Below are 14661 nucleotides of genomic sequence, written 5' to 3'. Positions count from 1 at the left end.
TTGAAAGTTCTTGACCAGTATGGCCCCGCTTAACAGTAACCGTGCAAGCTGATTACGCATGAAACGGCGGTAGCTAAGAGGGCTGGTCCTGTTTTCCGGGTTCCCACGCAAGGAGGAGGAGCTATGACCGAACAACATATGGTTCAGCTTTTAAAAAAACGCGGCGTATCCGTCGATCAGGTGGCGGAGATCGTCTACAAGCTGCAAAAGCCTTACAACGCGCAGCTCGCGATGGAGGATTGCGTCGACAGCGTTCTGGCGGTACTGTCCAAGCGGGAGGTACAGTACACGTTGTACACGGGCATCGCCCTCGATGAGATGGCGGAGAAGAAGCTGCTGCCTGAGCCGCTGCAAGCGATTCTCGAGGCCGACGAACCGTTGTACGGCGTCGATGAGACGCTGGCGCTCGGTATCGTCCACGTGTACGGCATGATTGGACTGACGAGCTTCGGATTTTTGGACAAAGAAAAAATTGGCATTATTCGCGAACTGAACGATAATCGTTCCGCCGTGCACGTCTTCTTGGATGACCTGGTTTGCGGTCTGGCCGCTGCCGCATCCGCCCGCATTGCTCATCAGAACGAGCATGCGCCCGATTATAGTAGCCAAATTCGTCTGGACTAGCCGAGGCAAGTTCAGGCGTTGCTTTTTTCCAAGCGTTTCCATAGGGCAGCTGTTTTGCCCCAGCACTCTGTTGCGGGCAAAAGTGAAATTATGCTATCATTATTCCATTGTGTGTGCCTATGCGTATTTGTGATAATTATCATCGCTATTTGCTAAATCGCCTTAATGGTTGAAGTTGTTCGTCATAGGAGGTTTCTTACATGTGGACGGTGATTTATATAGCTCCTACTGCGAAGATCGCAGAACGGATCAAGCAAAGACTTACCGATGAGGGGTTTTTGGTACAAGTCCGGGGCATTTCATTATCCAAGAATCAATTTGAAATCGTCGTTCCTGCAGGTGAAGTTGAAGAAGTACAGGAAGTGCTGAACTCTATTTTACATAAATAGCGATGATAGAAGTAACTAACCCTGGCTGATCGAGGAAACCGAGAGAATAGCCAAGTAGAGGTGGAAATGTGCTAAAGGATTTATTTCAAAAGCGGAAATACGCAACGATTCCTTCCGAACGTACGAAACGTGAAATCCCTGAAGGTTTAATGAATAAATGCCCGAAGTGCGGCACGATTCAGACAAGCAAAGAGCTTGAGAAGAATTTGAAAGTGTGCACGGCTTGCGGGTATCATTATCGATTAAGCGCGTCGGAACGCATCCAGATTACGCTAGACGAAGGTGAATTCGTTGAATTTGATGCGGACATGATTTCAGAAGATCCCTTGCAATTTCCGGATTATGTTGACAAATTGGATAAAGCCAAGAACGCGACGAAGCTGCAGGATGCCATTCTGACCGGACACGGGACGATTGGTGGCCATCCGGTTGTTGTCGCCGCCATGAGCTTTGACTTTATGGGCGGATCGCTAGGCTCCGTTGTAGGTGAGCGGATTACGCGCGCGATTGAATATGCGACCGAGCATAAACTGCCCGTTCTTATTTATTCGACATCGGGCGGCGCTCGTATGCAGGAAAGTATTCTCAGTCTGATGCAAATGGCGAAAACCAGTGCGGCACTCTCCAAACACAGCGAAGCAGGCGGACTTTTCATTTCGATTATTACCGATCCGACCTTCGGCGGGGTGTCGGCAAGTTTTGCGATGCTGGGCGACATTATTTTAGCTGAACCGGCTGCGCCGTTTGGTTTCACAGGTCGCCGTGTCATTGAGCAAACGATTAAGCAGAAGCTGCCTGACAACTTCCAGACGTCTGAGTTCAACCTCGAGCATGGTCAGCTCGATAAGGTCGTGAGCCGTAAGGATATGCGACCTACGTTAATTAAGCTGCTCGAGATGCACGGAGCGAAGGAGGAAACGACGAATGCCGGGTGAAATGCCGTTTGAACAGCCGCTCGCGGAGCTGAAAAGCAAAATTGCCGAACTGCGTAAATTCGGTACGGAGAAGCAAATCGACTTTTCCGAGGAAATTCGCCGTTTGGAGGAACGCTACGCTCAGCTGGAGGACGAGCTTTACGCTACGATGTCGTCCGCTGAGAAAATGCAGCTGGCTCGTCATCCGCAACGGCCGACGACACTGGATTATATCGGTGCGATTTTTACCGATTTCATTGAGTTCCACGGTGACCGTCTGTATGGGGATGATCTCGCGATCGTTGGCGGGATTGCCAAACTGAACGGCATACCGGTGACGGTTGTCGGCCATCAAAAAGGGAAAGATACCAAAGACAACATCGCCCGCAATTTCGGCTGTCCGCATCCGGAGGGCTTCCGCAAGGCGCTGCGCTTGATGCGCCAAGCGAATAAATTCAAACGCCCGATTGTGACCTTTATCGATACGAAGGGAGCATTCCCCGGCAACGCGGCTGAAGAGCGCGGTCAAGGCGAAGCGATCGCCCGCAACTTGCTCGAGATGGCCTCTTTTCGCGTGCCGATTATTTGCATCGTGATCGGGGAAGGCGGCAGCGGTGGCGCGCTCGCGCTGGGCGTCGGGAATAAGGTGTTAATGTTGGAGAACGCGATTTACTCCGTTATCTCTCCGGAGGGCGCAGCTTCCATTCTTTATAAAGACGCTTCCAAGGCGCTTCATGCTGCAGAAGCCATGAAAATTACAGCAAACCACATCATGGAATTAAACGTGATCGACGGCATCATTCCGGAGCCGAAAGGCGGCGCGCATCGCGATGTTGCTGCGCAATCGGACATGATTAAAACAGCGGTATGGGAGCAGCTCCAGCCTCTCCTCGCGATGAGCGAGCAGGAACTTGTAGAGGACCGTTACCGCAAATTTAGAGAGATCGGCCGTTTCACATTCACTCAGGAGGGTAATCATGCGTAAAACGAAAATTGTCTGTACCATCGGACCAGCCAGCGAATCAAAAGAAAACCTGAAAAAACTTCTGGAAGCGGGAATGAACGTTGCGCGCCTTAACTTCTCCCACGGAGATTTTGAGGAGCACGGCTCCCGGATCCGCAACCTTCGCGCTGCCTCCGCTGAGACAGGCAAAATCGCTGCGATTTTGCTGGACACCAAAGGTCCGGAAATTCGCACGGGCAAACTGAAAGAAGAGCCGATCGAGCTTGTGCAAGACAAACACATCGTCTTGACGACGGATGAGATTCTCGGCGATGCTGACCGGATCTCCGTGACGTACGCTGATCTGCCGAACGACGTGCAGGTCGGTTCCACCATCCTGATCGATGATGGTCTGATCGGACTGACGGTTGTGGACATTCGCGGAACAGAAATCGAATGCCGCATTGTCAACGGCGGTACGATTAAGAGTAAAAAAGGCGTGAACGTGCCTGGTGTGAAAATCAGCCTTCCAGGCATTACGGAAAAAGACGCGAATGACATCGTGTTCGGAATCGAACAGGGTGTAGATTTTATCGCTGCTTCCTTCGTACGTAAAGCTAGCGACGTTATGGAAATTCGCGAGCTGCTGGAGCGCCACAATGCATCGCACATCCAAATCATCTCGAAAATCGAGAACCAGGAAGGCGTCGACAACCTCGACGAGATTTTGGAAGTTTCCGACGGCTTGATGGTTGCCCGCGGCGACCTAGGGGTTGAAATTCCGGCAGAGGACGTTCCAGTTGTCCAAAAGCAAATGATCAAGAAGTGTAACCTGGTCGGTAAACCGGTTATCACGGCAACGATGATGCTGGATTCCATGCAGCGCAACCCGCGTCCGACACGTGCGGAAGCGAGCGACGTGGCAAATGCCGTATTCGACGGTACGGATGCCGTCATGCTTTCCGGCGAAACGGCGGCAGGGAAATATCCGGTAGAGTCCGTGCAGACGATGGCGCGTATTGCAGAGCGTGCGGAAGCGGCACTCGAATACAAAGAAATTTTCCTTCGTCAAGCGCAAGCACAGCAAGTGACAGTTACAGAAGCGATCTCTCAAGCGGTAGCGAACTCTGCGCTGGAGCTGAATGCGAAAGCGATCTTGACCGCGACAGAAAGCGGCTATACAGCGCGCATGGTATCCAAATACCGTCCGAAAGCGCCGATTATCGCAGTCACACCGGACGAGCGCGTTATTCGCCGCTTGTCGTTGATCTGGGGCGTTAAGCCCGTTCTCGGCACACAAGCGAAAACGACCGACGAACTGTTCAACCTTGCTGTAGACAGTTCCATCAAGACCGGCATGGTTACTTATGGTGATCTCGTTGTCATCACCGCTGGCGTGCCTGTCGGCCGCTCCGGAACAACGAACCTGATCAAAGTTCACCATGTGGGCGAAATGATTGCAAAGGGCACGGGGATTGGCCGCCAAACGGCAACCGGGACTGTCGTAACTGCACGCACACCGGAAGAAGCGATCTCGAAAATGAAAGACGGCGCTGTTCTCGTAACGGTATCCACAGACAAGGAATACATGCCAGCGGTACAACGCGCAGCTGCGCTCATTACCGAAGTCGGCGGCATTACCTCTCACGCGGCTGTCGTGGCGTTGAGCCTGGGCATTCCGGTTATCGTGGGCGTTGAGGATGCAGTAAACCTGATTAAAGACGGCACGGAAGTATCCATTTATCCGGAAGTAGGCGTGATCTACTCCGGGCTGGCCAGCGTGCTGTAAGTGCATAGAACCAAGAGTGAAGCAGGTTGATCTTCCAGCCGTGGCTTCACTCTTTTTATTAGCAGGGAGGATGCAGGAGATGACACAGGACAAATGGCACCGTCATGAGCTGCGGGTGCGCTACGCCGAGACCGATCAGATGGGTGTGGTATATCATGCGAATTATTTGGCATGGCTCGAAATTGGACGAACGGAGCTGATACGGGACTTGGGTTTTCCTTACAGGAAAGTCGAGGAAATGGGGCTGCTGCTCCCGGTTACGGAAGCGAATCTCGTGTACAAGAAGCCTGCGCGCTACGACGATCTGGTTCAGGTGCTGACACGGGTCACACAGCTTAGCGGCGTTCGTCTTCAATTCGGCTATGAAATCCGTCACGGAGAGAGTGAGGAGCTGCTCGTGACCGGCACCACGAGTCATGTATGGGTGAACCCATCCTGGCGGCCGGTACGTATAGAGAGAGAAGCCCCTGAATTATGGGCGCTGTTAGCTTCGTATATGACGTAAAGGAGTGGAGCCGATGTTTCGAATCATCCTTGCGATCCTTATCGGAATACCGATTGTTGAATTGATTGTATTGTTTGCCCTCGGACATGCCATTGGCGGCTGGACGACGTTTGCGTTAATCATCGTCAGCGGTGTGCTGGGCGCTTTCTTTGCCAAACGCGAGGGGCGTAAAGTGCTGGAATATGCCAAATTCGAGTGGTCGCAGGGGCAACTGCCGACAAGGCACATTATGGATGCCATCTGCATTTTCCTCGGCGGCATACTGTTGATTACCCCAGGCTTTTTGACGGACATCGTCGGGTTTCTGCTTGTTTTTCCGTATACCCGGCCCATCTTCAAGGCGCTGCTGCTTGCGTTGATCACCCGCATGATCAGCAAAGGCAACATGCAAATCATCCGACGGAGGTAGCGGAAAGTTCGCTATCTTACGTCGATATAAAAAAGCTCGGGCCCCCTCAAGAGGGAGGCGTCGAGCCTTTTTGTATGTACGCTGCAATGTCATGGAAGATGCGTGCCCGGTAGAAGGCGCCGATCAGAATGAGCGAAACCGGCCCGATGATCAGCCCAAGAAGACCGAACAGTTTGAGGCCGACAAACATCGCGATGAGCGTAGCCAGCGGGTCGAGCCCGACCGAAGAGGCGAGCACTTTCGGCTCCATAATTTGCCGGGCGACGACGATGACGCCGTACAGGACGCTGAGCCCGATGCCGAGGCCGATGTCGCCTTGAGCGAAGAAGACGTACAGGATCCAAGGTACCATGACGGCGCCAGTACCTAGATAGGGCATCAGATCGGCTAGTCCCGTGAGAAGTCCGATGGTGATGGCATAATCAACGCGCAGAATCAGCAGGCCGATAATGACAACGAGCGCGGTCAGCGAGACGAGAATGAGTTGGGCCCGGATATAGCCGAATAGCGCTTTTTGCAAATCGTTGCGGATCAGCTTCGTCGTGCGGACGATGACATCGGACGTAAGTCCTTTGTATTTGGTGATCAGCCCGTACCAGTCCTTGCTAATAAAGAACGTCGCCAGCATGACGATAATGGTGATGGTCGCAATGTTCGGCAAGGAGGTTAGGAACGCCTTGAGCGCGTCAAAAATTGTGGCAATTACATATTTGCTCACATCGGCAATGGAGCCGGCAGAGGAAGACAAATGATTGTTTACCGTCTCCTGGTATTTCGGATTATTTTCAAAAAACTCGTTCATTCGGTTGATCCAGCCCTGAAATGTGGTGGAATTGATAAAGACGTTGAATTGTTCCACCCATTTGTTGACCTGGATTTGAATCTTGTCGGAAAGCGCGCCGAGCTCGACGATAATGTTGGCGACAAGCAGGGTTATGACCGCGGCAACGAGCGCCAGGAATAATACCATCGAGAGCGTCACGGAGAGCCAGCGCGGCAGCTTGCATTTGAAATGAAAGAAGTTCACGACCGGATTCAGCAGCAGCGCGATCACCCAGCCAAAAATAAACGGATAAATGAGGGGAATGATATAGTAGAAGGCCAATCCGATCATCGCGACGATCATGGCGACCCAAATGCCTCTGAAAATTTGATGAACCAGCCTCGGATTGAGAATTCCCATACGCCTTTTCGCTCCTTGTTAAGGTTGCTTCTATTGTAGCATGAACATGGATAAATACGGAAATATCATGAGATTTACAAAATCTTAATATAGTGAAATGGGGGGGATTAGATTGTCGCTTAAGGTGTCGCATAGTACAATAATGTCATCATCTATTTAATTTTGTAATAAAATTGGAGGACGTATGAGTATCGCGCGCGAACCAGACTTAAGGGAAGTTAAAGAGCTCAAGGAACTCAAAGAGGTGTCGACCCGCTATATCAACCGGGATTTGAGCTGGATTGAGTTCAATTGGCGTGTACTGGAGGAGGCGCAGGATCCGAGCACACCACTTCTTGAGCGAGTCAAATTTCTGTCGATCGTATCGAGCAATCTGGATGAATTCATGAGTGTTCGTGTCGCAGGACTCAAAGATCAGATTAAAGCCGGGTATGCGAAAAAAGATTTTACAGGCTATTCGCCGGCCGGACTTATTAAGCGCATTATGAAGCGCACGGCCAAAATGGTCTCTGAGCAATATAAAACGTTCCGGGAAGTGACCCGTCTACTCGGCAAGGAAGGCATCATTTTTACGGATTATGAAGATCTCAACATCTCGCAGAAAAAGGCGATGGACGCTTATTATCACGATATTGTATTTCCGGTGCTGACGCCGATGGCGGTGGATCAGAGCCGGCCGTTCCCGCTTGTACATAATCAGTCGCTGTACTTGGCGGTACTGCTCGTTCGCGATGGCGAGGAATTGGATGAGGAGCCGTATTTCGCCATTATTCAAGTGCCGAGCAATCTCTCGCGCTGTATCCCGGTGCCGACCCGGACGAACAGCAAGAAGACGGAATTTATTTTGCTGGAAGAACTGATCGAACATCATATCCAGTCGCTGTTCAGCGGCTACATTCCGATTTCCGTTCATGGTTTCAGAGTGACGCGCAATGCGGATCTGACGCTGAATGAGGAGGGCGCGGAGGATTTGCTGGAGGAGATTGAGAAGGAGCTTCGCCGCCGCCGCTGGGGATCTCCGGTGCGGCTTGAAGTGCAGCAAGGGATTCATCCCTACGCGCTGGCTCAGCTGCAAGAGGAGTTTGAACTGGAGGATCAAATTTTCGAAATTGACGGGCCGCTTGATATTACGTATTTTATGAAGCTGGCGGGGTCTTTGACAGGGTTTGAAAATCTGAAATACCCGCGGTTCACGGCGAAGTATCCGATTGAATTTGAAGAGGCGGAAGACGTCTTCACTACGCTCCGGCAAAAGGACGTTCTCGTTCATCATCCTTATGAGACGTTCGATGCGGTGACGGATTTTATCGTTCAGGCGGCGTACGATCCGCAGGTGCTGGCGATCAAGATGACGCTGTATCGGGCAAGCGGCAACTCACCGATCATTCAGGCGCTCGCGCGGGCCGCGGAATCCGGTAAGCAAGTCACAGTCGTGGTGGAGCTGAAAGCAAGATTTGACGAGGAGCGCAACATCGCCTGGGCAAGAATGCTCGAAAAATCGGGCTGTCACGTCGTCTACGGACTCGTCGGCCTGAAAACGCACGCGAAGATCACGTTAGTCGTTCGTCAGGAAGAGCAGACGCTGCGCCGCTATGTGCATGTCGGAACAGGGAACTACAACGACAGCACCGCCCGTTTGTATACGGATGTCGGTCTATTTACAGCGAACAGTATCATCGGGGAGGACGCTTCCGCGCTCTTCAACGAGATAACGGGGTATTCGGCCCCGCATGATTGGCAGTCGTTTGCCGTGGCACCGACGGATTTGAAGGATAAATTATTTGAGTTGATCGAGCGCGAGGCCGCTCATGCCAAAGCAGGCAGACCGGCGCGGATCATTGCAAAAATGAACTCCATTTCCAATCAGGAAATGGTGGATCACCTCTACGCGGCTTCGCAAGCCGGCGTGAAGATCGAACTGATCGTTCGCGGCGTGTGCTGCCTTCGTCCAGGCGTACCGGGGCTAAGCGAGAACATCACGGTACGCAGCATCGTGGATAGGTTCCTGGAGCACTCGCGGATTTATTATTTTGAGAATGGTGGGGACACCGACGTCTATCTGTCTTCGGCGGATTGGATGACGCGGAACTTGACGCGCCGCATCGAGTTGATGTGTCCCGTGTTGGATCGGGATGTGAAGAAGATCATGATTCAGATTCTGAACGTCACGTTGAACGATAATGTGAAAGCCCGTGAACTTCAATCTAATGGCATGTACACGCGGATAAAAAATGAACTGACCCCTTATCGGAGCCAGTTCGAAGCGCTGCGCATTACTTCCTGGAAGAAGCTGCGACATCAATCTTAAGCTTGTGGTTCCAGGCTTTTTCCAGATCTTTGCTAATGTTGGACAGTTCTTTAAGCTCGAGACCCACATCGTGGGTGCAGACCAGGTGAAGCGTAAGAAGGTTGCCGCTTTTCGCCACTCGGAGCTCTTGTACCGGCTGTGTCTCGCTGATATCCAACGCAATAGCCGTTTTTAACAATATCCCCAGTTTGACGATCAGAGAGAGGTCGGATTCCAGCAAAAGGTCTTTGTGGGCAAGCGCCTGCTGCTGGGTCCGGCTTTTTGTTTTGAACGTAGCGAGCAGTGAAGCAATGACGATTTCCCGGTGGCTGAGCCCCTCCAGATGAACGCCCTGAATGACATATTGGGTGTGTTTGAGGAACTGATAGTAGTGGACGCTCGCGCCGATGCGATACATCAGAGCTGCTGTATGCAGGAGCTCTTTGTCGCGGGAGCTGCCGTTGCCGGCCGTCGCTTCCAGTGCGTCGTACAACTGCATGGCGAAGCGATCCACGTGACGCACATGCTGCACAGCGGCGTTCGGATGCAAACCAAGCAGGTTATCCAGACACGCTTCCAGCACATCGGGTTTGACCGGCTGCTCAGGTCTGAACAGCTCGTAGAAGAGACCGTCGCGGAGCCCTGAGCCGCTGATGACGACCTTGGATGCGCCTGCCGCTTCATAGATCGTGTCCATGATGAGCAAACCAGGTACCATGATGTCTGCGCGGTCTTTGGAAAGACCGTCGATTTTCTTGCGCTTTTCCAGAGGCATTGCGGATAGGAGCGATAGAAATTCGCGCAGCTCGCCGGTTCTGAGCTCATAGTTATGCGCAAGGGAAAGCGAGTGCTTTTTGCGTCGCTGACTCATTTTGCCGAGCGTTCGAATCGTACCGCCCAGTCCGATCATCGGCAAGCCCGGCGTTTCCCGAATCCACGGATGCTCGGCAATCGCCTGCACGACCATGCTGCGGATATTGTGAGACGCCTGCTCGCTGAGGACGTCTCCCTTGGCAAATTGTCTCGTCGTATTGACGGCGCCGAAAGGAAACGATACGCTCTGGATCAGCTCGCGGCCCTGCACGAGGGTTACTTCGGTGCTTCCGCCGCCGATGTCAATGATGAGGCAATCGCGAATGTCGATGGCATTGATGACGCCGAGATAGCCGTATCTGGCTTCCTCGTATCCACTCAGGACTTCAATGTGCAGCCCGGTATGCTCTTGCAGTAGCCGAACGATGTCGGCGGTGTTTCCGCTGTTGCGGATCGCCGCGGTGGCCGCGACGCGAATGGTGCCGACCCCATGCAGGCGGCAAAGTCGCTGATAATGGGCCAGAATCGGCACGATGGACAGAATGTCTTTTGTAGGGAGCAGGCCGTCAGGCCCCATGCGCTCACTGAGTCTGGCGGAATTTTTATATTCACCGACGACGCGGTAGGCGCCGAACGAATTCACTTCGTAAAGGACGAGGCGGATGGAGTTGGAGCCAATATCGATAATGCCGATGTGTTGGGAAGACGATGTGCTCATGCAGATCTCCTTTGTTAGCGGGAATCATGGGTCTGGCTTTCCGTCCTGGATAGGAGGGATAGCCGTTAATCTTTGTGTACCCATTGTATCAATCTCTGTTTGCGTCTACAAATTTTTTCCTAGGTATCTGCATAAATCGGCGGAATCTACAAAAACTTCTATCGTGTGTTTTAAGGCGGAAAGCAACGAAAATAGCTCATTTTCGCCAAAAAGAATATTTAATGGTAGTGAAAATAAAGTTTTATGCCTTCTTTTGTTCACTTAGCGCGTAAAATACTTTATTATTAAGAAAAGGAAAGCAGCAATTTTTTGCTAATAGAGTAGCTAAGGAGAGATTCCCCAAATGACTGCAACCAAAGGTTTAGAAGGAATTGTAGCCACAACCTCGTCCATCAGCTCCATTGTGGATGGTGTTCTTACGTACCGTGGCATTGATATTGATGACCTCGCTGAAAATGCGACATTTGAAGAAGTGATTTACCTGCTTTGGTTCGGAAAACTGCCTACTGGGGCGGAGCTTGAGAAGCTGCAAAGCGACTTGAACGCTGCCAGCACCATTCCGGCTGAAGTGATCAACCAAATGAAACTGTTTCCAAAAGATGTAAACTCCATGGCAGCACTGCGTACGGCGGTATCCGCACTTGCTTTGTATGATGCGGAAGCGAACGACATGAGCCAAGAAGCGAACGTGCGTAAAGCGATTAAACTGCAAGCGCAAATTCCGGCGATCGTGGCCGCATTTGCACGCATTCGCGAAGGCAAAGAGCCGCTCGCGTCCCCAGGGTATTCCTCCGTCGCAGCGAACTTCTTGTTCCAACTGACAGGCAAAGAGCCGGACAAAATTGCGATCGAAGCGTTGGATAAAGCGCTTGTGCTTCACGCCGATCACGAGCTGAACGCTTCCACGTTCGCGGCGCGCGTTACCGTTGCAACATTGACTGACATCTACTCCGGTATCACATCCGCGATCGGTACGCTCAAAGGGCCTCTTCACGGCGGTGCCAATGAAGCGGTTATGGCGATGCTCGAAGAAATCGGCACGATCGAGAACGTTGTGCCTTACATCAACGGCAAGCTTGAGCGCAAGGATAAAATCATGGGCTTCGGTCACCGCGTTTACAAAGGCGGCGATCCGCGTGCGAAGCACCTTCAAAAAATGTCCCTGGAGCTGGGCAAACTGACAGGCAACTTGAAATGGTACGAAATGTCCATCAAAACGGAAGAACTCGTAACAGGTCTCAAAGGTTTGAAACCAAACGTTGACTTCTACTCCGCATCCGTATACACTACGCTTGAGATTCCGCGCGACTTGTTCACGCCGATCTTCGCAATCTCCCGTACTTCCGGGTGGACGGCGCATATCCTTGAGCAGTATGAAAACAACCGCCTGATTCGTCCTCGCGCAGAGTACACAGGTCCGGTTAACCAAAAATACGTACCCATCAGCGAACGCTGATTGGCTAAGCTTCAAACTCAAGGTGCGGGCAGTTCGGTACCCGATCCCGGCAGGATTTACCGGGGAGTACCGCGACTCCCGTCACTTTTTGTGTGTCCAGGTGTTTAACTAATTTTACATATATCATTAGGAGGAACCATATCCATGCCACAATTCGAAACTTACGAGCTTCCAACAGAAGGTCAAAAAATCACGATCGAAAACGGTGTTCTGCAAGTTCCTAACAACCCGATCATCCCTTACATCGAAGGCGACGGCACAGGCCCAGACATCTGGAACGCATCCGTGCGCGTGCTTGACGCTGCAGTTGAGAAAGCGTACAAAGGCGAGAAAAAAATCGCTTGGTACGAAGTTTATGCCGGTGAAAAAGCTTTCAACAAATTCAACAACTGGCTGCCTAACGACACATTGACAGCTATGCGCGAATACATCGTTTCCATCAAAGGACCTCTGACTACGCCAATCGGCGGCGGTATCCGTTCCCTGAACGTTGCGCTTCGCCAAGAGCTTGACTTGTACGTATGCTCCCGTCCGGTTCGTTACTTCAACGGCGTACCGTCCCCGGTTAAACGTCCTGAGCTGGTTGACATGGTTATTTTCCGTGAAAATACAGAAGATATCTACGCGGGCATCGAGTGGGAAGCTGGCTCCGAAGCGGTTAAAAAAGTGATCTCTTTCTTGCAAAATGAAATGGGCGTTAAGAAAATCCGCTTCCCAGAAACTTCCGGTATCGGTGTAAAACCAGTATCCTCCGAAGGTTCGGAGCGTTTGATCCGCGCTGCGATTGAGTATGCAATCAAACACGGCCGCAAATCCGTTACGTTGGTTCACAAAGGCAACATCATGAAGTTCACAGAAGGCGCGTTCAAAAATTGGGGTTACGAGCTGGCTGAGCGTGAATTCGGCGACAAAACGTTCACTTGGGCACAATATGACCGCATCAAAGAAGAGCAAGGCGTTGAAGCGGCTAACAAAGCGCAAAAAGATGCTGAAGCTGCTGGCAAAATCATCGTAAAAGACGCAATCGCGGACATCGCGCTGCAACAAGTTTTGACACGTCCAACTGACTTCGACGTCATCGCGACATTGAACTTGAACGGTGACTACCTGTCCGACGCGCTTGCAGCACAAGTTGGCGGCATCGGTATCGCACCAGGCGCTAACATCAACTACCTGACGGGTCACGCGATCTTCGAAGCTACGCACGGTACGGCGCCTAAATACGCAGGTCTTGACGTAGTAAACCCTGGTTCCGTTATTCTGTCCGGCGTTATGCTGCTTGAGCACTTGGGCTGGTTGGAAGCGGCTGAGCTGATCTACAAAGGTATGGAAGCTTCCATCAATAACAAAACCGTTACTTATGACTTCGCACGTCTGATGGAAGGCGCGAAAGAAATCAAGTGCTCCGAGTTCGCGAACGAAATCATCAAAAACATGTAATTGACTGACCTGAAAAAGGTACGATAGATCCGCAAATTTGTCGTTCAGGAGGTAATTTTAAATGGCTATCCGTCGTAATAAAATTACGGTTGTCGGCGCTGGGTTCACCGGTGCGACAACAGCTCTGATGCTTGCTCAGAAAGAATTGGGGAATATCGTGCTGCTGGACATTCCGCAGCTGGAGAATCCGACGAAGGGCAAAGCCCTCGATATGCTCGAAGCAGGGCCTGTGCAAGGCTTTGACGCGCAAATCACGGGAACATCCAACTATGCGGACGCGGCGGATTCCGATATCGTGATCATTACCGCGGGGATCGCTCGCAAGCCGGGCATGAGCCGCGACGACCTGGTGAACACGAATGCGGGAATCGTCAAATCGGTGTGCGAGAATGTTAAAGAGGTCGCGCCGAACGCGATCGTCATTATCTTGAGCAACCCGGTCGATGCGATGACCTACGTCGCGTATCAAGCGCTGGGCTTCCCGAAAAACCGCGTGATCGGCCAATCCGGCGTGCTGGATACGGCTCGGTACTTAACGTTCATCTCGCAGGAGCTGAACGTGTCGGTGGAGGACGTTCAAGGGGTCGTGATCGGCGGTCACGGCGACGACATGGTACCGCTCGTGCGTTATACGTACGCTGGCGGCATTCCGATCGAGAAGCTGATTCCGGCGGATCGGATTGAAGCGATCGTCCAGCGCACCCGCACCGGCGGCGGCGAAATCGTGAACCTGCTCGGCAACGGCAGCGCGTATTATGCCCCAGCAGCTTCCCTTGTGCAAATGACAGAAGCGATCCTGAAAGATAAGAAACGCATTATCCCAACCATTGCGCTGCTCGAAGGCGAATTCGGGTATGAGAACTTGTTCATGGGCGTGCTGACTGTGCTTGGCGCGAACGGCATTGAGAAAATCATGGACATCGAGCTCACGGATGCCGAGAAAGCGGCGCTGGATAAAACGGCGAGTTCCGTTCGGAATGTCGTGAAAATCGTTACCGGGTAACCACCCGTCGACGATAATCGCAAGAGCCCCTCTTCCTATGCGAAGAGGGGCTCTTGTCATTACGGCGCAGATGCGGATGGGGAGGCGGCATTTTGGAAATCTGGTGAACGGGGTTCTTGCTGCCCGATTCCGTCACATTTTTATGGAGAAATCGTGAATTTCGTTTCGGGATGACATCGCTTTCTTGT

At 52.0% G+C, this 14661-nt stretch carries 13 protein-coding genes; 11 read left to right on the top strand and 2 right to left on the bottom strand.

The annotated features are described in order from the left end of the window. Nucleotides 1–123 precede the first annotated feature (123 nt). The 7 genes from EJQ19_RS12780 to EJQ19_RS12750 all read left to right on the top strand — a co-directional run bounded on the left by EJQ19_RS12780 (nucleotide 124) and on the right by EJQ19_RS12750 (nucleotide 5573). Nucleotides 124–624: a phosphatidylglycerophosphatase A family protein gene (locus EJQ19_RS12780; protein ID WP_126141615.1), complete on the top strand. Its 501-nt coding sequence runs from the start codon at nucleotides 124–126 to the stop codon at nucleotides 622–624. A 200-nt stretch (nucleotides 625–824) separates the two neighbouring features. Continuing rightward, nucleotides 825–1013 carry a glutamate decarboxylase gene (locus EJQ19_RS12775; protein ID WP_126141614.1) on the top strand — a complete coding sequence of 63 codons (189 nt, stop codon included), beginning with the start codon at nucleotides 825–827 and terminating at the stop codon, nucleotides 1011–1013. A 68-nt stretch (nucleotides 1014–1081) separates the two neighbouring features. Further along, nucleotides 1082–1948, top strand: a complete 867-nt coding sequence (gene accD / locus EJQ19_RS12770) for an acetyl-CoA carboxylase, carboxyltransferase subunit beta (protein ID WP_126141613.1) — start codon at nucleotides 1082–1084, stop codon at nucleotides 1946–1948. Beyond that, the gene (locus tag EJQ19_RS12765; RefSeq protein ID WP_126141612.1) at nucleotides 1938–2912 is read left to right on the top strand and encodes an acetyl-CoA carboxylase carboxyltransferase subunit alpha; all 975 of its coding nucleotides are present in this window, start codon (nucleotides 1938–1940) and stop codon (nucleotides 2910–2912) included. The genes accD and EJQ19_RS12765 overlap by 11 nt, the downstream gene beginning before the upstream one ends. Then, entirely contained in the window at nucleotides 2905–4659 is a 1755-nt protein-coding gene (gene pyk / locus EJQ19_RS12760; RefSeq protein WP_126141611.1) for a pyruvate kinase, read from the top strand. The genes EJQ19_RS12765 and pyk overlap by 8 nt, the downstream gene beginning before the upstream one ends. 70 nt (nucleotides 4660–4729) lie before the next feature. After that, nucleotides 4730–5164: an acyl-CoA thioesterase gene (locus EJQ19_RS12755; protein WP_126141610.1), complete on the top strand. Its 435-nt coding sequence runs from the start codon at nucleotides 4730–4732 to the stop codon at nucleotides 5162–5164. A gap of 13 nt (nucleotides 5165–5177) precedes the next feature. Beyond that, on the top strand, nucleotides 5178–5573 hold the full coding sequence (locus EJQ19_RS12750; RefSeq protein ID WP_126141609.1) for an FxsA family protein: 396 nt from the start codon (nucleotides 5178–5180) through the stop codon (nucleotides 5571–5573). A 46-nt stretch (nucleotides 5574–5619) separates the two neighbouring features. On the opposite strand, the gene ytvI is transcribed toward EJQ19_RS12750, so the two are convergent. After that, the gene (gene ytvI, locus EJQ19_RS12745) at nucleotides 5620–6756 is read right to left on the bottom strand and encodes a sporulation integral membrane protein YtvI (protein ID WP_126141608.1); all 1137 of its coding nucleotides are present in this window, start codon (nucleotides 6754–6756) and stop codon (nucleotides 5620–5622) included. Nucleotides 6757–6940: 184 nt separating this feature from the next. Between ytvI and EJQ19_RS12740 the strand changes: the two genes are divergently transcribed. Beyond that, the gene (locus tag EJQ19_RS12740; RefSeq protein WP_126141607.1) at nucleotides 6941–9064 is read left to right on the top strand and encodes an RNA degradosome polyphosphate kinase; all 2124 of its coding nucleotides are present in this window, start codon (nucleotides 6941–6943) and stop codon (nucleotides 9062–9064) included. Here EJQ19_RS12740 and EJQ19_RS12735 read toward each other — a convergent pair. After that, on the bottom strand, nucleotides 9030–10574 hold the full coding sequence (locus tag EJQ19_RS12735) for a Ppx/GppA family phosphatase (RefSeq protein ID WP_126141606.1): 1545 nt from the start codon (nucleotides 10572–10574) through the stop codon (nucleotides 9030–9032). The genes EJQ19_RS12740 and EJQ19_RS12735 overlap by 35 nt on opposite strands. A gap of 343 nt (nucleotides 10575–10917) precedes the next feature. Between EJQ19_RS12735 and citZ the strand changes: the two genes are divergently transcribed. The 3 genes from citZ to mdh all read left to right on the top strand — a co-directional run bounded on the left by citZ (nucleotide 10918) and on the right by mdh (nucleotide 14473). Then, nucleotides 10918–12030 carry a citrate synthase gene (gene citZ / locus EJQ19_RS12730; protein WP_126141605.1) on the top strand — a complete coding sequence of 371 codons (1113 nt, stop codon included), beginning with the start codon at nucleotides 10918–10920 and terminating at the stop codon, nucleotides 12028–12030. A 144-nt stretch (nucleotides 12031–12174) separates the two neighbouring features. Beyond that, nucleotides 12175–13470 (top strand): NADP-dependent isocitrate dehydrogenase, encoded by a 1296-nt coding sequence (icd, locus tag EJQ19_RS12725; protein WP_126141604.1) that lies wholly within the window; start codon nucleotides 12175–12177, stop codon nucleotides 13468–13470. A gap of 61 nt (nucleotides 13471–13531) precedes the next feature. Then, nucleotides 13532–14473, top strand: a complete 942-nt coding sequence (gene mdh / locus EJQ19_RS12720) for a malate dehydrogenase (protein WP_126141603.1) — start codon at nucleotides 13532–13534, stop codon at nucleotides 14471–14473. The last annotated feature ends 188 nt before the right edge of the window (nucleotides 14474–14661 follow it).

Source organism: Paenibacillus whitsoniae (genome assembly GCF_003955665.1).
Lineage (GTDB): Bacteria > Bacillota > Bacilli > Paenibacillales > NBRC-103111 > Paenibacillus_E > Paenibacillus_E whitsoniae.
Note: the sequence above shows the minus strand (reverse complement) of the source record. Positions and strands in the feature narration are given on the sequence as shown.

Bases quoted from the DNA above. Each gene is read 5' to 3' on its own strand.
- mdh (WP_126141603.1), top strand. From the start codon at position 13,532: ATGGCTATCCGTCGTAATAAAATTACGGTTGTCGGCGCTGGGTTCACC.
- ytvI (WP_126141608.1), bottom strand. From the start codon at position 6,756: ATGGGAATTCTCAATCCGAGGCTGGTTCATCAAATTTTCAGAGGCATT.
- EJQ19_RS12755 (WP_126141610.1), top strand. From the start codon at position 4,730: ATGCAGGAGATGACACAGGACAAATGGCACCGTCATGAGCTGCGGGTG.
- EJQ19_RS12765 (WP_126141612.1), top strand. From the start codon at position 1,938: ATGCCGGGTGAAATGCCGTTTGAACAGCCGCTCGCGGAGCTGAAAAGC.
- EJQ19_RS12735 (WP_126141606.1), bottom strand. From the start codon at position 10,574: ATGAGCACATCGTCTTCCCAACACATCGGCATTATCGATATTGGCTCC.
- icd (WP_126141604.1), top strand. From the start codon at position 12,175: ATGCCACAATTCGAAACTTACGAGCTTCCAACAGAAGGTCAAAAAATC.
- EJQ19_RS12775 (WP_126141614.1), top strand. From the start codon at position 825: ATGTGGACGGTGATTTATATAGCTCCTACTGCGAAGATCGCAGAACGG.
- pyk (WP_126141611.1), top strand. From the start codon at position 2,905: ATGCGTAAAACGAAAATTGTCTGTACCATCGGACCAGCCAGCGAATCA.
- citZ (WP_126141605.1), top strand. From the start codon at position 10,918: ATGACTGCAACCAAAGGTTTAGAAGGAATTGTAGCCACAACCTCGTCC.
- EJQ19_RS12750 (WP_126141609.1), top strand. From the start codon at position 5,178: ATGTTTCGAATCATCCTTGCGATCCTTATCGGAATACCGATTGTTGAA.
- EJQ19_RS12740 (WP_126141607.1), top strand. From the start codon at position 6,941: ATGAGTATCGCGCGCGAACCAGACTTAAGGGAAGTTAAAGAGCTCAAG.
- EJQ19_RS12780 (WP_126141615.1), top strand. From the start codon at position 124: ATGACCGAACAACATATGGTTCAGCTTTTAAAAAAACGCGGCGTATCC.